The organism is Megasphaera cerevisiae DSM 20462, from assembly GCF_001045675.1.
Lineage (GTDB): Bacteria > Bacillota > Negativicutes > Veillonellales > Megasphaeraceae > Megasphaera > Megasphaera cerevisiae.
Map to the genome: position 1 here is coordinate 113,483 of NZ_LEKT01000002.1, position 18,779 is coordinate 132,261.

Sequence of the window (18,779 nt, forward strand, 5' to 3'; positions counted from 1 at the left end):
ATAAGATTGATTATTAACACATACATCAGGAGGAATATAAAATGAAATTAAAAAAACAGTTTGCGTCTCTTGCGGTTATAGGTATGCTCAGTATAGCGGCAGCTACATCAGCATTTGCTGCCGGTGTCGGCTATGTCAATTTTGACACATTAATTTCTTCGCATAAGGATTACCCGAAGGTCAGTGCACAAATGCAGGCTGCCACCAAAAAAGCTGACGAAGAATTCAGCAAGAAGGCTCCCAGCTTGAAAACAGATCAGGAAAAACGTGATTTAGCCAAACAGCTCAATCAGCAGATCACCGATCTGGAAAATAAACTGGTCGTCCCTATGGAAAAAGATGTCGTACAGACGGTGGAACAGGTTCGTAAGGATAAAGGCTTGGACTGCATTGTAGTCCAGGGTTCTATCATTGCCGGTGCAGACAATGCAGTTGATGAAACGCAGGACGTTGTAAATGCTTTGAAAAAATAATTGATGTATGTATCAGACGATATCAAAAACGTATTTAGTTTTTGATATCGTCTTTTTTTTATCCTCTTAAAACATCGTTTAAGCGTCTTTTCTGTATGTCGGCATATGATTTATCCCGAAACTCTATCCAACGCGTTAAAACAAGTTTTACGATGTTTTTAAGATATATCTATCCTGAATATCCTCTTTTAATGAAATCTATTATTATTTCCCTTGACAAATACCCCACATAGGTATATGCTATCTTCAGATACCTGAGTGGGGTATTTATAAAACAATATGATATGAGGTGACTCTCCATGGAAGAAAAAACAACAGAACGTTGCTGCTGTGCGGCAATAAAAATGAAACACCGTGACACAAACAGCAAAGAATATAAATGCCTTATTTCTCGCTTGAACCGTATTGAAGGTCAGGTTCGCGGCATCAAAAACATGGTGGAAACAGACAGGTACTGCGTAGATATTTTAACTCAGGTCAGTGCCGTTCAATCTGCGCTGAACGCATTTAATAAAGAACTGCTGGCTCAGCATATCCGATCTTGTGTTGTACATGATATCCAGCAAGGCAATGACGCCGTCGTCGATGAATTAGTGTGTACACTGCAAAAATTGATGAAGTAAAGGGATGATATTATGAAACATGAAAAATATGCAATTACAGGCATGAGTTGTTCTGCCTGCTCCAGCCGAGTTGAAAAGGCAGTTTCCAAACTGGATGGCATAACTAAGGCCAGTGTCAATCTTCTGACCAACAGCATGCAGGTCGACTACAATGAAACTAAAATAACTGATACGGAAATCGTTAATGCTGTCATTGACGCCGGGTATGGGGCCTCACTGGCCGGAGGATCCGTGCTCAAAAACAGCACTGACAGCCAAACCGCTGCCGCAGATCAAGAAATTTATTCGATGAAGCATCGTCTGATTTTGTCTGTTATTTTTCTTATTCCAACGATGTACATTGCTATGCACCATATGTTTTTTATGTGGTTTGGCCTTCCGATTCCTATTTGGTTCAGTAATGTATTTCACGGACCTGAAAATGCTATTACATTTTCTTTTTCCCAATTTCTCCTTATACTGCCCATTATGTACGTAAATCGCAAATACTATATCAACGGCTTTCGTAATCTGTTCCGTGGCGCACCGAATATGGACAGTCTGGTTGGCATGGGTTCTGCCGCTTCTGCAATTTTTGGGGCTTTCGCTATTTTTCGTATTGGCTGGGGTTTGGGTCATGGAGATTTAACTCTGGTCGAAACGTATAGCTCCAATTTATATTTTGAATCAGCCGGTATGATTGTCACCTTGATTACTGTAGGAAAATACTTAGAAACACGAGCAAAAGGAAAAACCAGTGCGGCCATTGAAAAGCTGATGGATCTGGCGCCCAAACATGCCACCGTCTTACGCAGTGGCATAGAAACGATTATTCCGGTAGAAGAATTGGCTGTAGGGGATGAAATTATTGTTCGGCCGGGCGAAAGCATTCCTGCCGACGGAATGATTACGGAAGGAACGACCAGTATTGATGAAGCTGCCTTGACAGGAGAAAGCATTCCTATTGAAAAACAGACTGGCGATATGGTCACATCTGCTACAATCAATAAAACCGGCTATATTCACTTTATGGCACAGCGCGTCGGTGCTGACACCACAATCAATCAAATTATTCGACTTGTCGATGAAGCCAGCGCCAGTAAGGCACCTATTGCCAAAACAGCTGATACTATTGCCGGAATATTTGTTCCTGCTGTTATTGTAATTGCTGTCGCTGCTACTGCAATATGGTATTTTCTATTAGGTGCCGGCATGGAATTTTCTTTTTCTATTGGCATTGCTATTTTAGTTATTTCCTGCCCCTGCGCTCTTGGATTGGCTACTCCAGTCGCGATTATGGTCGGCACGGGTAAAGGTGCCGAAAACGGAATTCTTATCAAATCAGGAGACGCTTTGGAAACCGCTCATGCCATTGACACTGTCGTCATGGATAAGACTGGCACCATCACGGAAGGTCGCCCTCGTGTCACAGATATCAAAACGTTCAGTAAAACAGAAGCCGAACTGCTCGCACTGGCTGCCGGCATGGAAAAAGGGAGCGAACATCCTCTTGCTGAGGCCATTATGACTTGCAGTAAAGAGCGCTTTATTACGCCGGTTTCGATAACTGATTTTCAAGCAATTTTTGGACGAGGCATTCAGGCACGCGCCAACGGAAAAACGTATTACGCCGGCAATGCTGCATTGATGAAGGATCATGGAATCGACCTTACCCAAAACACCTCACTTCTTAATGCACTGGCTGACGAAGGGAAGACTCCGCTTATCTTTGCTGATACGACTGCCGTTATCGGCATTATTGCTGTCGCTGATGTTGAAAAAGAAAGCAGCGCTCAGGCTATTTCTGCTTTCACTCGTATGGGTATAGATGTGGTCATGCTGACAGGCGATAATGCTCGGACAGCCGAAGCGCTTCGAAAACGGCTGCATATTCCTAAAGTTATTGCCGAAGTACTTCCACAGGATAAAGAAAAACATATCGCTGCACTTCAGGCACAGGGACATACCGTCGCCATGATCGGTGATGGCATCAATGATGCTCCTGCCCTAGCCAAAGCAAATTTAGGCATGGCGATCGGGGCCGGTACAGATGTCGCTATTGAAAGCGCCGATGCGGTCTTAATGAGAAATGATCTGCTTGACGCTGTCAGTGCAGTCCGCCTTAGCAAGTCAGTTATACGAAACATTAAAGAAAATCTATTCTGGGCTTTTTTTTACAATATCATCGGCATCCCATTAGCTGCCGGTATTTTATATCCGGCTTACGGAATCAAATTAAGCCCCATGATCGGCGCGGCTGCTATGAGTCTCAGCAGTGTATGCGTCGTTATGAACGCATTGCGGCTGCGTTTTTTCAAACCTGATCACTCAGTTGGATTCGTTTCACGTGAAACACTGCGGGAAACTCCAAATACAACATTTCATCACGAAAAGGAGATTACAATGAAAACAACATTAAACATTGAAGGTATGATGTGCCAGCACTGCCAGAAACACGTCCACGATGCATTATCTAAAATGGATGGAGTAACAGACGTAACCGTCGATTTGGAAAACAAAAAAGCTGAGGTCACCATGACAAAGGATATTGATGCCAAAGATTTTGCTAAAGTTATCGCAGATGCTGGTTATGAACTGGTAAAATGATATAATTATAAAAAACACCTGAATCGCTGCTTTTCAGCAATCGTTCAGGTGTTTTTTATGTTTCACGTGAAACATTACGAGACCGACGTATCCTTATTTACAGGCAGTATAATATAAAATGTAGTTCCCTTTCCCATTTGGCTTTCTGCCCGGATTGATCCGCCATGGCATAAAACAAATTGCCTAGCCAATGCCAGCCCAATACCACTGCCGCCGCTTTTTCTGCTCCGTGATTTTTCTCCACGATAAAAATATTGAAAAATATGAGGCATATCTTCCGGTGCAATCCCATTTCCCGTATCAGCAATCAGTATCCGTACTGACGGCACAGACATATTTCGTATTAACTGAGTTTCTATATAAATAGCACGTCCCCTATCAATATACCGGATTGCATTATTCAAAATATTATAAATTACCTGATTGATTCTATCGGTATCAATATATAAAAGCGGTATTGCATCATCAAGATTCACTGTTACCATCAGTTCTTTTTCATCGGTTAAGGGACGCAGCATACTGACAGCACGCTGTAAAAGTATGTTTACATTGCTTTCTTTTTTATGAAGAACCAATTCATTAATTTCTGCAAGAGATAAATCCCGCAGATCTTGAACAAGTCTATTAAGCCGCAGCACTTCATCCTCCATCGATAAAAAAATGGATTTATCTGCCGGAATTACATCATCAACTAAACCTTCTAAATTCCCCTGTACAATAGTCAATGGTGTACGCAGTTCATGAGCAATATTCGCAAATAAATGGCGTCGCATGGTATCATTCCGTTTTAACTGGATAGACATATCGTTGAAAGTACGTGCTAAAATCCCAACTTCATCTCGCCTGTCAATAGATACCGTCCGCCCAAGCTGTCCCGACCGAATCGTCTTAACTGCTTCTGTCAGCTCCAATAACGGCCGGGTAATCTGTGCAACAACTACATAACTAATGCCAACACTGATCAACATCATAATCAAGCCAACCCAAATAAGAGATCGGTGAACTGACGACATAAGAATTTCTTCCGCTGGTCCCTTTGCCATGCGTTCCATACCAATCAGCATATTCATTTGCAAATAGTGCGTAAAATGATTATCCATCTGCAAATTAACCAAAAACAAAAGAACTGCAATCGTCAAAAAAAGAAGGATGAAGACCATACCAGTCAGGCGAAAAACCATACTGTTACATTTTCTCATCACTGCCTCCTGCAAATTTATACCCTATGCCATATACTGTCAAAATATACTGCGGATGCGTGGGATCCGGCTCTAATTTTTTTCTGAGGTTTTTCATATGTGTATCAATCGTACGTTCATACCCTTCAAAGCCATATCCTCCTTGTGCCCGTTCCATCAGCTGCATGCGGCTGAATACACGATCCGGTGACGTTGTAAGTACTTCCAAAATATTAAACTCTGTCGGTGTCAACAATACAGGGCTTCCCTTCCTTAAAACAGTAAACTGTTCTTTATCAATTACCAAATCGCGAACGGTATACCGAGATAGATTTTGTATGACTTCCCCACGAGCACGACGCAGTAATACATACACACGGGCAATCAATTCATTAGCATTAAACGGCTTGGTCACATAATCATCAGCACCAATATTTAATCCGACCAAACGGTCTGTTTCGTCATCTTTTGCAGTAAGAAAAACAATAGGAATATCACTAAACTGCCGTACCCGCCGGCATACATCAAACCCATCCATAGCTGGCATCATCAAATCAAGCAGCATAATCTGCGGTTCATGCTGCCGGAGAATTGACAAAGCCTGCACGCCATCACTGGCCGTATATACAATAAATTTTTCTCTCTCAAAATATGAACGGAGAAGAGAATTGAGCTTATCATCATCATCAACAATAAGGATAGAATAGGGAATCATGCCAAACACCTCCCGAATTAGCTTGTTATCAAATTATATAACTATATGTATTGTACACCAATATACAAAAAGCGGAAACAGTTATGCTGCCCCGCTTGTACGTAATAGTACTATTTATATGAAAGACCTGGCGCCAGGTCGTTTTTTTATGTAACTGCTTGTTTGTAATATAGTTTTCTACCAGTCTCTGCTGATACTGTCAGTATAAGAAAAATATATAAAGAAATAATGAGTAAATTGTGAAGAAATGATGAAGATCATCAAACTATCTTCTATCAAGAACAGCCAAGCAATATGTTTCACGTGAAACATATTGCTTGGCTGGATTGCTATAAAATTTGATTCTGATATTCCCCTGTACGTATTTCACAAACTGTATTGCTGCCGTCTACCATGACAACAATAGGACGATACGCCGCCGCTTCCTTTTCATCCATAAATACATAAGCCATAATAATAACCGTATCTCCAGGCTGTACCCAACGTGCTGCTGCCCCATTCAGGCAAATAACTCCTGAACCTCTGACTCCCGGAATCACGTATGTTTCTAATCGGGCACCATTATTATTATTTACAATCTGTACCCGTTCATTTGCTACCATGTGTGCTTTTTCCATCAGCCACTCATCAATCGTAATACTTCCCATATATTGCAAATTTGCCTCCGTAACGGTAGCACAATGAATCTTTGATTTTAGTAAATTTAAAATCATTTTATACCCTCTCCTAAAATCACATTATCAATTAATCTTGTTTCTCCAATTTTGACAGCAATTGCCAGCAAACTTGTTTCCCGCACAGTGTGAATAGGTGCCAATGCAGGAAAAGAAAACAACTCCACGTAATCAATAACAGCCATTTTTTCTGTATGGAGTGAGTCAATTACTGTTTTTTTCAATATTTCAACATCTCGTTCTCCCAGTGCATACGCCAACTGTGCTTTCTTCAAACTTTGAGATAAAATCAATGCTGTCTTTTTTTCAGAAGGTGATAGATACGCATTGCGGGAACTGCGAGCCAGACCGCTCTTTTCCCGAACGATGGGAACCATATTGATATGCACAGGTATATTCAAATCTTGAACAAACCGGCGAATAATAACAACCTGCTGCGCATCCTTTTGCCCAAAGAACGCTTCATCTGCCAAGGTAATATGTATAAGTTTTGTAACAACCGTGGCTACGCCTCGAAAATGGACGGGCCGCTGCGCACCGCAAAGACAGTGCGTAATATCTCCCTCAACCTGGACATATGTGCAATATCCATTAGGATACATCTCTGCCGGTTCCGGATGAAAAACAGCATCAACGCCAACGCTTTCCAATTTTTTACAATCTTCTTCAAAACGGCGTGGATACGCATCATAATCCTCATTAGGTCCGAATTGAGTTGGATTGACAAATACAGAAGCAATCACAATATCACATGCCGCCTTTGCCGTTCGCATCAACGCCAAATGGCCTTCATGAAGTGCCCCCATCGTCGGTACCAAGCCAATAACACAATTCTTTTTTTTCATAAATTCCGCAAAATTCTGCATATCCTTCACAACAGAAAAACACTTCATTATACATGATACTCCTTTATAAATAGAATACGCAATTTTCTCAGCGAACTGCTGCTACCTTTAATTTTTCTTCTTTTTTATCATAATAATTAGCAAGAAGAGATCCTGAAATATTCTGCCAAACGCTGAAAATAGCGCCCGGTATCGCTGCCGCCGGATTAAAATACATAACCGCCAACGACGCCGCCATTCCTGAATTCTGCATGCCTACTTCAATCGCCACTGTGCGGGATTTTTTTGAATTCAAATGAAATATTCGCGCCATACCATATCCTAAAGCTAACCCAAATAAATTATGCAGAACAACGAGAGCTGCCATCAGCAAGCCCACTTCAATCAATTGAGATGCTCCCATTGCTACAACTCCGCCGACAAGAAAAATAATGGTAACCACAGACACTACCGGCATGAGCGGCAACATCCGTTCAACAGTCCGCCGGAAAAAATGATGTGCTGCAAGTCCCAGAACCACGGGCAGCAGCACCATTTCTGCAATAGAAACAGCCATCCCTGAAAAAGATACATCAATCCATGCATCTGCCAATACCCACGTCAAAGCCGGTGTAGCCAACGGCGCCAGCAACGTCGTTGTCATCGTCATGGCAACAGATAAAGCAACATCTCCCTTAGCTAAATATGAAATTACATTGGATGCCGTTCCCCCCGGACAGGTTCCCACCAAAATAACTCCAATTGCCAGCTCCGGCGGCAGTGCAAACAGCCACACCAACAGCCATGCTACCATCGGCATAATAAAAAACTGCGCAATTACCCCCAGCAAAACTTCCCAGGGGTGCTTCAGTATCGATTGAAAATCCCGCAGCGTCAACGTCATGCCCATACCAAACATCACAAGCCCCAGCAGCCAAGGTACATATGGCCCAATCCAGATCAGCATTTGGGGTCGTACCGCTCCTATTGCGCCAATCAAAATGACAAACAGGGCCATGTTATGTACCAAAAAAGTACAACACTTTTTCAAAATAAAACCTCCCTATATACTATTGGGCAAAAGAAAACAAAAACGCCTTCCGGAAAACCGAAAGGCGTACGCACAGCAGTACAAACATCAAAAAGCACAGCGGTCACTTTATTTCACGATCAAAAAAACTATAGTAACCTGCAACGCTATGAGGAGTATCTGTGTCTGTCTCGGTCTGTCGGGATCCAAGCAGATGATGTTCCATCGTATATAAAACAATCCGAAAAAAGTATAACTCACAAATGTGATGTCATCTTTTGCCTAGCCCGTATCTTATCACATTTATGCATAATAAGCAAGGAACTTTTATTTTCTTTGATATATTTTTCTACTCATAAATTTTTTTTCTGAGGTGATTAAAATATTACTCATTAAAGGACTTCGAAATGATTATTTATCCATTTATTCATAGCCCCGCAAACCGCAGAAGTATTGTAGATAGGGATTTTTCTTAATTGGTTCGACGATTTCTGCATCCGAATACCCTTATTCAATTTGAATGAGCAACGCGCCTAATGCCATTTGGGCAGACTTCGCTACATGACCCTTGGATTCTTTGAACAGTTTTTTATATTTCTTTTCTACCAGATCCTATGGGATGAATTCCGCTGTTTTAATCCAGCGGTTGTGCGGATTCCCAAGGGTTGGTTAAAATATTCGAAGGAACGTTGTTTAGAAGGGGTTTTATACATGTTATATCACCTGTGTGCAAAGATTTTGAGCTATCTTACACTATACTTATACATTTATACTACGGAATATTGTAGTAATGCACTGTATGGGTTTATGCAGCACTCATTATGTACATTGTTTTTCTCTTCTATATGCCGAAAAAACACAGCCTTTTGGACTACCTTGGTCGGTATCCTTGGTTTGTTTGCCTGGCAGCTGATTCCAGCCATTCGTTTTCTTCCTCATGTCATTTATTTTGAATGGCTCATTTGTGTTATCACCTTACTTATCGTCCGCATCATCGATACGACACCTATCATCCCGCCAGTCTGCAAACAAGACGACTAAAACATTCAAAACGGAGAACTCAGCGGGTCATTAGTAATCATGCATTGTGTCCTGCTGTCACGCGCATAGTCAACTTGCACCACCAAATTACGTTCCATACGGGCATACCATACATAAAAATTCCCTGCAGTCAACAATACCGCTGCAGGGAATTTTCATACTATATGCTATTTACTTAATGCATCTTCTGCCGTTGTCGGAAGTATGGGAACTGCCGAATGGAACCATTTTTCGTATATTTTCTGATATTCACCATTTTCTTTCAACTTAGCCATCGCCGCATTGACCTGCTTTTGCAATTCTGTATCTTTTTTATTCATAGCAAAAGCCAAATATTCGGACTTCGTATCTGGAATAGGAATGACATCAAATTTCCCTTTCCCATCCTGCGATACAAAATAATCAGCAACCGGCTTATCAATAATCGCTGCTGGCGAGCCCCCAACCTGCAGTTCCATAATAGCTTCTGCATTACTGTCAAATTGTTTATTGGCAATCCCCTTCGCCTCTGCGTAATCAGCCCCTGTCGTCCCCAATTGGACAGCAATTGTTTTGCCTTTCAGATCATTGATAGATTGAATGCCGCTGTTTTTTGGTGTGAGAATCACCAGCTTTGATTCGTAAAAGGGGGCTGAAAATAAAACCTTTGAAGCCCGGTCCTTTGTCATCGTCATCCCGGCCGCAGCAATATCCATATCCCCCTGCTGAATAATCGGAATAATCCCTGAAAATGGAATATTATTATATTCTATAGTACGGCCCATTTCTTTGGCAATTGCACGGATTAAATCCATTTCAAATCCTTTGTATTCTGAAGACTGATCATTGTCTTTAAATTCAAAAGGTACAAAAGTCGCGTTAGTAGCAACTCGCAGAGGCTTATTCTGATCTGCCTCGGCAGTTTTACTGCTGCCGCAGCCTGCTAAAACAAAAACAGTCAATACGCCGGCCAATATACATGATATACTTTTTGCAAACTTCATAATGAATCCTCCTAATATGTAATTGAATATATAATAAAAATTAAGTATAATTATAGCTCATTTTTTTTCAAAAGTCTATTTTTTATTTAATATATATGTATATAGATGCATTTATTTGTAAAATCATTACCCTTAATAAAAAAAATAGGACTGCAGTATCCGCACTGCCGCCCTATTATCAATCCGTAGTATATAGTTATGCTTTATTTAAATCCAGAGAGCGTATTTTTTCGCGCAGCGGCAAAACCGCCGGCGGACTAACGGATAATTCATCAACCCCCATACGCAGAAACGTTTCTGTCAGCGTAAGATCCGCCCCCAACTCGCCACATATACCAACCCATATTCCGGCCTTATGGCCATTTTCTATTGTTTGCTGAATAAGCCGCAGAACCGCAGGGTGATGAGAATCAAAAAAAGCATCTAGTGCCGTCTGCTGGCGATCAATTGCCAAGGTATACTGCGTTAGGTCATTAGACCCAATGCTGAAAAAATCAACTTCTTTTGCCAGTTCGTCACTCATAACCGCAGATGCCGGTGTCTCTACCATAATGCCGACCTCCATATCCTTGTCATAAGCAATGGCTTTTTCATCTAATTCTATTTGAACTTCTTCCAAAATTTTTTTTGCCTTCCGTACCTCTGCAACGGAAATAATCATCGGAAACATAATGGCAAGCTTACCAAAAGCCGAGGCCCGGCACAACGCCCGGAGCTGTGTTTTAAACAAATCCGGCCGGGTCAGACAAATCCGAATAGCCCGCATACCCATCGCGGGATTAACCTCCGGTGCCAGATCAAAATAATCAACCTGCTTATCTGCACCGATATCCAGCGTGCGAATTACCGCCGTTTTCCCTTCCAATACCTCCAACGTCTTTTTATAGGCTTCAAACTGTTGTTCTTCCGTTGGATAATCGCTGTTTTCCAAGTACAAAAATTCACTGCGGAACAGTCCGATCCCTTCAGCATCATTCGCTAACACCTGCGGCAGATTTCCCGGGTTGCCAATATTGGCAAAAAGCTTGATGACTCTGCCGTCTCTGGTAACGGTCGGTACATGCCGCACTTGTTCTAAACGTGCTTTGCATGCCTTTTCTTCCTGCTGTTTTATCCGCATTTGCGACAACGTATCTTCATCCGGATCAATATACACCATGCCGGTAAGACCATCTATGATTGCCATCAAGCCATCTACATCATTATGTAATTGATTACCTGTATTGACGACAGCAGCAATCCCCAGCGTCCTAGCCAGTATTGCCGTATGTGAATTCGTACTTCCAGAAGAAGTAACAAAACCAAGTATTCTATCTGTATCAAGCTGCAGCGTTTCACTTGGAGCCAAATCATCAGCAGCAATAATGACATGATCATATTTACTGAAATCAATTCCTGCGCCGCCGCAGAGCTGCTGTTCCACCCGGCGGGAAATATCAAGGACGTCAGCGGCCCGAGCCTGCATATAGGCGTCCTCCATATGACGAAACATATCAGCCAGTTCCTGCGCAGTTTGATCGACAGCCGCTTCTGCATTTATCTTGCCGTTACGGATTTTTTCTTCAACGGAATCAACATAGTCATCATCCTCCAGCATCATCTGATGTACTTCAAATACCGCCGCCTGTTCTTCACCAACCTTTTGAACAGCTTTATCATACAGCCCTTTTAGTTGTTCAATTGATTCATCTCGTGCTTTTTGAAAACGAATTACTTCCACTTCCGGATTTTCGACAGTATGGGACGCTGTAGATATAGTATTACGGTGAAACAGCGCCAGCGGTCCAATGGTAATGCCAGCAAACACGCTTTTTCCTTTTAACGTCAGCATGCATATCCCTCCTTACAGAAATCAGAAATTTTCTCTGAGAAAGACTTCAATGGCTGCTGCTGCCGTTTCTTCGTCAGCGCCTTCTACCTGAACGGTAACCGCTTCCCCTTGTTTAACTCCCAACGCCATAACCGTAAATATTTTTTTCAGATCCCCCTTACGTGCACCTTTAAAAACTTGAATCGTAGATTCATATTTTTTAGCTTCTTTGACAAGGAGGCCTGCCGGACGGGCATGAATTCCCTGTGGATCAGTTATTGTAAATTCAAATTTTTTCATAATACGTTCTCCTCTCAACTAGGTATCTGCTTAATAATCAAATGCCTTATTCCTGAATCTGGTTTTTCCGGATCACTCCCATAATAACGGCAGACACGATGGCACCCACAATCAGAGAAACAAGATACATCGGCCAATTGGAAACGACGCCAAACACAAAAATACCACCGTGCGGTGCCGGAACCGTGCAGTTAAAAAACATGGAAAGCGCCCCTGAAATAGCCGCTCCGACAGCACAAGAAGGGATTACATGGATCGGGTCAGAAGCAGCAAAAGGAATGGCTCCTTCCGTAATAAAAGACAATCCCATAATAAAGTTGGTCACTGTGGATTGTCGTTCTCTTTTCGTAAATTTATGTTTAAAAATAAGCATAGAAATAGCAATCGCAATAGGAGGCACCATCCCGCCTATCATGACAGACGCCATAATTCCGGAACTGACAGCCGTACCAGAGGCACTCATCAGTGAAGCTGTGCCGAATACATATGCTGCTTTATTGATCGGGCCGCCAAAATCAATAGACATCATACCTCCCAGAATAAAGCCAAGAATAATGCGGCTCGATGTAGTCATTGAAGCTAACGTATCCGCCAGCCAGACGTTAAACAAAGCCGTCGGCGGATTAATAATATAGGTCATAATAAGACCGATAAGAATCAATCCAAGTACAGGGTAAATTAAAATCGGTTTGGTACCCTCCAAGGCCTGCGGCAGTCTTGCAAATACCTTTTTCAGCAATACAATCAAATAACCGGCAATAAACCCGGCAAATAAAGCACCAAAAAATCCAGACCCACCCGTCGTTGCTAAAAATCCCCCTACGATACCAGGCATAAGCGCCGGACGTTCACCTATGCTCATGGCAATATATCCGGCTAAAATAGGCATCATCATACTAAAAGCCAAACCACCGACCATTTTCAAAAATGCGGCCATAGGCGTCCCTGAACCAAAATTAGCCGCGCCCGCATGTTGCATGTCAAACAAAAATGCCAATGCAATCAAAATCCCCCCGCCGATAACAAAGGGTAACATATGCGAGACACCGTTCATCAGATGCTTGTAAATCTGACGTCCGATACTTTCCGTACTGCCTTCATCATCTAGGTTGATCGCCGCTGCAGAAGATGCATGTCCTTGAAAAATAGGGGCCTTCCCTTCAAGAATTGTTTGAATCAATTTTTCAGGTTCTTTGATACCAGCAGCTACCTTAGTAAATAATACAGGCTTACCCGCAAACCGCTGCGTAGGGACATCCTTATCTGCTGCAATAATAATCCCGGCCGCTTGAGAAATATCATGGGCTGTCAAATGATTTTTAACACCGCCAGAGCCATTCGTTTCAATCTTAATATCAACACCCATTGCCTTTCCCTTATTTTCCAGCGCTTCGGCCGCCATATATGTATGCGCAATCCCCGTCGGGCAAGCCGTAACACCAATAATAAAAGGCTTTTCTTCATTCTGCATAGACCCTTCCTGTACCGTTTGCGCCGCTTCCTCTTTTTTTTCTTCTTCGAGCTGTACCGCTTCTGCCGCATTAATGATTTGCAAATACTCTTCGGCTGTCTTAGCATTCATAAGCGTATCACGGAACCCATCATCCATGAGCATACGGCTCAGACGGCTTAATACCTCCAGATGAACGTTAGCACCACCGGCAGGGGCCGCAATAAGAAAAAATAGATATGCCGGCTCCTCATCCAGACTTTCATATTCCACCCCGTTACGAACAATCATAGAGGCCAGGCCAGGCGAATCGACTGCTGCCGTTTTAGCATGAGGGATCGCTATCCCTTCACCGATCCCCGTACTTCCTTCGTTTTCTCGTGCCAGCACACAGCGCCGGTACTCCTCCATATCATTTAGATTGCCGCTGCCGGCCATTAATTCGACGAGGTGATCAATAGCTTCCGTTTTATTTGCAACGGCGGCCTGCAGATCGATACTTTCCTTTTTCAACAAGTCTGCAATACGCATAGTAGATATCTCCTTCGTTTTCACAATTATTTCGGAATTTTTTTATAAATTTCCTGAATATCTGCCTCGGATGCCAGCCATTCTTGAAATGCGGAAGCACTGCCGGCACTAATACCCATCTTGAGAGCTTCCTGCAAATCCCCCTGAGAGGCTTCAAATCCAGCTAGAAATCCTGCCACCATACTATCACCAGCTCCGACAGAATTGACGAGATTTCCCCGCGGTGCCTGCATGCGATATATCTTTTCATCTTCTCCTAGAAGTAAGGCTCCATCATCTCCCAGTGATACTAGAATATTCCGGGCTCCCATTGACTGCAGGCGTTTGGCACAAACCAAAATTTCTTCATCTGTGTGGAGATCGACACTAAACAGCTCTCCCAATTCAAAGTTGTTGGGCTTGATCAAAAACGGCCGGTATTTGATCACATTTTTAAGCAAGTCTCCCGTCGCATCAACGACCGTCCTGATGTTCCGCCCTTGAATCCGCCTGAGTATCTGCTCATAAATATCATTGGGAATATCAGCAGGAATACTGCCGGCTAAGACCAGCACGTCACCGTCTTTAATCTGTTCTATCTGACGGAGCAGCGCCTGCAGTTTTTCTTCTGAGATATCAGGCCCGATACCATTGACTGCCGTTTCTTCGTCAGCACTGATTTTCATATTGATACGGGAATAGCCTTCCTCTAAAGTAATAAAATCACAATCCCCGCCATTTTTTTTCGCAAGCCGTTCAATTTCCCTACCTGTAAATCCGGCTGTAAAACCAAGAATTTTAGCTGGAATGTGGAGATTTCCCAAAACCAAAGCAACATTAATCCCCTTACCGCCTGGGTAAATCATCTCTCTATCAGCTCGATTGATATCACCAGAAAGAAATGTTTCCATGTGAACAACATAATCTAAAGATGGATTAAAAGTAACTGTGTAAATCAAAGTAGATGCACCTCCGTTATTTTCTGATACGGTTTATAATTAAAATTACCTTCTGTTTTTGCCGCTGTAATAATTTTCACTTCTGAAAGGCTGGCAAAGGTAATATACGAAGCCAAGCCAAATTTGCTTGAGTCTGCCAGAACGTAGCAAACGGAACACTGCCGGACTGCCGCTCTCTTACATACGGCTTCTTCATCATCCGGCGTAGTACAACCTTCCAGAAGACTGATACCGTTTGTTCCAAAAAAACCTTTTGTGAAATGATACCGGCTAAGCATATCACGCATTTCACTTCCTACGATAGCTTCTGTTTCCCCCTTGACACGGCCAGGAAGAATATGGACCTTTACACGACTGCGCCCTAATTTTTGCGCCAGGGGAATACTATTAGTAATAAAAATAGCCTCTGAATCAACCAGAAAATCTGCCATCTGTTCTACTGTAGATCCAGAATCCAAATATACAAAATCATCATTTTTGATTTGGGTCGCTGCAAATTGCGCAATAGTTCTCTTTTCCATCATATGAAAAGAATACTTATCCTGCAGATTTTCCATATTAGCTTCATAAGAATTGTTATCCTTTAACGCCGTCGCGCCTCCATGAACGCGTTTCAGCTGACCTGCCCTATCCAGCGCCAGTAAATCCCGTCGAACGGTTGATTCGGAAATATCAAGGTAATTGACCAAATCCTGTACAGACACGGCGCCGCTCAAATTAACAATGCGTAAAATTTCGCTGTGTCGTTCCTCTGTTAACATTATTTCACTTCCCTCCGCAGCGTCTTTATATGTTGCATTATACATTTATCTTTAGTCATTTTCAATCATTTTCAATCATTATTACTTATTTCAATCACAATCGTTCATTTATATCGCGAATGCATTATTACTTAATTATAGAATAACGTTTTTTTCTGTATATGCGAACTCCAATAAAAAAATTGCGACCCAGATACAGCCTATGACAAAATATAGTTAAGATACTATGAGGGAAATTTAGGACTAATGCCTCTGAAAAGATATTCTTCTAAAAAAAAGCACCGCTGCCTGCGTTAAGATACCACCCCCAATCGTTAAACTGAAAATTTAACAATTGCGTGGTACCTCCATGATTCAGGCAGCAGTGCTTTATATACTTAATCCCGTTTTAATAGTTGTTGTCCGGGTTGCCATGCATTATGGCTGTTCGTAATACCATGCCGGGTTTTATATTTCAGAAAAATCATCCCTGCCAGTGCCAATACAAAACAACCGGAAAAGAACTGCAGCGTACCAGCATAACTATTAGTTCCTTCTTTGACCCACGACAGCAATAGCGGTCCAGCCACCCCAGCGGCTCCCCAAGCAGTAAGAATACGCCCATGAATGGCACCCAATTCCCGTGTACCAAACAAATCGCTTAAATATGCGGGCATGCAGGAAAAACCTCCGCCATAGCAAGTAATGATAAGAAGTACCAGAATTTGAAAACTAAACGCCTCTGTTTCTGCCGTCAGCTTGAAAAAAGCCAGTGCTTCTATAAGAAAAAATAAAATATATGTATTAGATCGTCCAATATAATCTGAAACCGTTGCCCATGCAATCCGGCCGGCACCATTCATAAAACCGATGATTCCGACCATGGAAGCTGCCGCCATGGGCGACATATGAACAATATCCTGGGCCATCGGAGATGCAACTGCCAGTAATGCAATCCCACATGTAATATTCGTAAAAAATAATATCCATATCGTATACAGCTGCCACGTTTTCATCGCGTCCTTTACAGAAAACTGCGGCATGGCGTCAGCGTATATCGGTCTAAGGTGTGCCCCGTCCGTGTTTAATGCCGCATCAATCTGCTGCGGCATCTCAACGACCTGCGGCGGAGCCAGATACATAGACGAAGCCGTCATAATGACCATATATACACCGCCAAGAATCAGGAAATTTACCACTAACCCAAAATACGCTGTCAGAAGCTGCATAGCCGGCCCTGCCAACATGCTGGCAAAACCAAATCCCATGATAGCAAGACCAGTTGCAAAGCCGCGGTTATCAGGAAACCATTTGACCAGCGTGGAAACAGGCGTAATGTACCCTATTCCCAGTCCAATTCCACCAATCACACCATAGCTAATATACAAAAGGGGAAGACTATGCAGGTACATTGCTGCCGCTGTGCCAAACATGCCGGCACAGAAAAATAACATCGATATCAAACCGGATTTTTGCGGCCCCGCTTTTTGAACTACGCTTCCCAGAACTCCTGCCGAAAGACCTAAAAACAAAATAGCCAGCGAAAAGGTCCATGTTGTCTCCTTCAGCGTAAATCCCATCGCCTCCATAATTGGCCGCGTCAGTACGCTCCAGGCATAAACACTGCCAATACAAATATGAATCCCCATCGCAGCTAAGGCAATCAGCCAACGGTTTCTTTTCATCGTTACATCGCACTCCTTTAATGCGGCAACCCGTCAGCATATAAAACGCCGACCGGCTGGCCAAAGAATATTCTCATACTCTTGCCCAGACGGTCGGCGCTTCTTTATTCCCTGCAGTCCACGTGGTTGTTCCACTTTATCCCGTCAGTCCTGCATTCGTTTATAACCTATCTATTGTGGTTTTATTATAGATAACAGTAACTATTCTGTCAAGACTCAGGCAGATTTTTTCGTCTTACCGCCACTGGAAGACAGTATTTTCTGTGCCTGCTGCTGCGCAGCAAGTGCCCCCTCCTTTTGCTTTTCGGCAGCTTCCGTCAAGGTCTGGCCTGCCGGCGCATCGCGGAGGATATATACGTTTTCCGCAGGGGGCAGAACTGCAAAGCCATACTTCAGTAATGACTGCGCATCATCAAAACGATTCTCAGAATTTAAAATCACTGCAACAACCGTACGGCCATTTTGCGTTGCCGATGCCACAAGGCAGGGCCCGCCGGCAATAGTCGTACCCGTTTTAATACCATCCGCTCCGGGAAAACCGCTGGTCAAAAAATAGTTTGTAGAGGTGCAATGTTTAGTACCGCCATCCATATACGGCATATCGTATTCACTTTTCTTCACCATGCTGCGAAATTCCGGCAGTGACATTCCATATGCAGCAATTTTGGCTAAATCCCGAGCTGTCGTATAATGATCCGCATCCGGCAATCCATGTGGGTTGACAAAATGCGTGTGATCTGCCCCGAGCGCGGCAGCTTTTTCATTCATTTGGCTGACAAAATCCGCCTGTGTCGGCGTTACTGTTTCCGCTACATCAATAGCTGCATCACAGCCTGAAACAACCATCATCCCAGTCATCGCATTCCTCAATGTCACCTTATCACCCGGATAAATTCCCAAAACCGAAGCATCACTTTCTATATTTTGAGAATCTTGTGTAATCCGGATCGGCTGGTCCATTTTTTCTTTTCCTAATTCAATACCCAGAATACAGGTCATAATTTTAGTCGTACTACCGGGATACATACGCTGATCCGGATTTTTGGCATATAGTTCATCACCTGTATCAGCATCCATTACATATGCGGCTTGGGCACCTATTTGAGGCTGCTGCGGCGTTTCTGCCAGAACAAATCCAACAGGCAGGGCAAAACACATCATCATAAAAATTGTTTTTTTTAAGTATAACGATATCATT

The 18,779-nt window shown here is 42.9% G+C and carries 16 protein-coding genes and 1 riboswitch; of the genes, 3 read left to right on the top strand and 13 right to left on the bottom strand.

The window, feature by feature from the left end; all coding sequences use genetic code 11:
* Positions 1–41 precede the first annotated feature (41 nt).
* From AB840_RS01185 to AB840_RS01195, 3 genes are all read left to right on the top strand, one after another.
* A complete protein-coding gene (locus AB840_RS01185; RefSeq protein ID WP_048512988.1) occupies positions 42–473 on the top strand; it encodes an OmpH/Skp family outer membrane protein in 432 nt (143 codons plus the stop codon).
* A gap of 299 nt (positions 474–772) precedes the next feature.
* The gene (locus tag AB840_RS01190) at positions 773–1,096 is read left to right on the top strand and encodes a metal-sensing transcriptional repressor (protein WP_048512989.1); all 324 of its coding nucleotides are present in this window, start codon (positions 773–775) and stop codon (positions 1,094–1,096) included.
* A gap of 12 nt (positions 1,097–1,108) precedes the next feature.
* Positions 1,109–3,682, top strand: coding sequence for a heavy metal translocating P-type ATPase (locus AB840_RS01195; RefSeq protein WP_048512990.1), 2,574 nt, complete (start codon positions 1,109–1,111; stop codon positions 3,680–3,682).
* Between the two features lie 74 nt (positions 3,683–3,756).
* Here the strand turns inward: AB840_RS01195 and AB840_RS01200 are convergent, their stop codons facing one another.
* The 13 genes from AB840_RS01200 to AB840_RS01265 all read right to left on the bottom strand — a co-directional run bounded on the left by AB840_RS01200 (position 3,757) and on the right by AB840_RS01265 (position 18,778).
* Positions 3,757–4,881 carry a sensor histidine kinase gene (locus AB840_RS01200; RefSeq protein WP_048512991.1) on the bottom strand — a complete coding sequence of 375 codons (1,125 nt, stop codon included), beginning with the start codon at positions 4,879–4,881 and terminating at the stop codon, positions 3,757–3,759.
* The gene (locus tag AB840_RS01205; protein ID WP_048512992.1) at positions 4,868–5,575 is read right to left on the bottom strand and encodes a response regulator transcription factor; all 708 of its coding nucleotides are present in this window, start codon (positions 5,573–5,575) and stop codon (positions 4,868–4,870) included. Before AB840_RS01205 ends, AB840_RS01200 begins: the two co-directional genes overlap by 14 nt.
* Positions 5,576–5,904: 329 nt before the next feature.
* On the bottom strand, positions 5,905–6,288 hold the full coding sequence (gene panD / locus AB840_RS01210; protein ID WP_048512993.1) for an aspartate 1-decarboxylase: 384 nt from the start codon (positions 6,286–6,288) through the stop codon (positions 5,905–5,907).
* Positions 6,285–7,142 carry a pantoate--beta-alanine ligase gene (gene panC / locus AB840_RS01215; RefSeq protein WP_048512994.1) on the bottom strand — a complete coding sequence of 286 codons (858 nt, stop codon included), beginning with the start codon at positions 7,140–7,142 and terminating at the stop codon, positions 6,285–6,287. Before panC ends, panD begins: the two co-directional genes overlap by 4 nt.
* Before the next feature lie 40 nt (positions 7,143–7,182).
* Entirely contained in the window at positions 7,183–8,124 is a 942-nt protein-coding gene (locus tag AB840_RS01220; protein ID WP_078791686.1) for a bile acid:sodium symporter family protein, read from the bottom strand.
* 1,187 nt (positions 8,125–9,311) lie between these two features.
* Positions 9,312–10,127 carry a basic amino acid ABC transporter substrate-binding protein gene (locus tag AB840_RS01230; RefSeq protein WP_048512996.1) on the bottom strand — a complete coding sequence of 272 codons (816 nt, stop codon included), beginning with the start codon at positions 10,125–10,127 and terminating at the stop codon, positions 9,312–9,314.
* A 196-nt stretch (positions 10,128–10,323) separates the two neighbouring features.
* The gene (gene ptsP / locus AB840_RS01235) at positions 10,324–11,958 is read right to left on the bottom strand and encodes a phosphoenolpyruvate--protein phosphotransferase (RefSeq protein WP_048512997.1); all 1,635 of its coding nucleotides are present in this window, start codon (positions 11,956–11,958) and stop codon (positions 10,324–10,326) included.
* A gap of 21 nt (positions 11,959–11,979) precedes the next feature.
* Positions 11,980–12,237 (bottom strand): HPr family phosphocarrier protein, encoded by a 258-nt coding sequence (locus AB840_RS01240; protein WP_048512998.1) that lies wholly within the window; start codon positions 12,235–12,237, stop codon positions 11,980–11,982.
* Between the two features lie 46 nt (positions 12,238–12,283).
* Complete coding sequence (locus tag AB840_RS01245) at positions 12,284–14,218, bottom strand: PTS fructose transporter subunit IIABC (protein WP_048512999.1); 1,935 nt, start codon at positions 14,216–14,218, stop codon at positions 12,284–12,286.
* Positions 14,219–14,244: 26 nt separating this feature from the next.
* Positions 14,245–15,156 (bottom strand): 1-phosphofructokinase, encoded by a 912-nt coding sequence (gene pfkB / locus AB840_RS01250; RefSeq protein WP_048513000.1) that lies wholly within the window; start codon positions 15,154–15,156, stop codon positions 14,245–14,247.
* Positions 15,153–15,917, bottom strand: coding sequence for a DeoR/GlpR family DNA-binding transcription regulator (locus tag AB840_RS01255; RefSeq protein WP_048513001.1), 765 nt, complete (start codon positions 15,915–15,917; stop codon positions 15,153–15,155). Before AB840_RS01255 ends, pfkB begins: the two co-directional genes overlap by 4 nt.
* 377 nt (positions 15,918–16,294) lie before the next feature.
* On the bottom strand, positions 16,295–17,581 hold the full coding sequence (locus AB840_RS01260) for an L-lactate MFS transporter (protein ID WP_048513002.1): 1,287 nt from the start codon (positions 17,579–17,581) through the stop codon (positions 16,295–16,297).
* A 76-nt stretch (positions 17,582–17,657) separates the two neighbouring features.
* A riboswitch (ZMP/ZTP riboswitch) is annotated at positions 17,658–17,743 on the bottom strand.
* 54 nt (positions 17,744–17,797) lie between these two features.
* Positions 17,798–18,778 (bottom strand): D-alanyl-D-alanine carboxypeptidase family protein, encoded by a 981-nt coding sequence (locus AB840_RS01265; protein ID WP_078791685.1) that lies wholly within the window; start codon positions 18,776–18,778, stop codon positions 17,798–17,800.
* Between the last annotated feature and the right edge of the window lies 1 nt (position 18,779).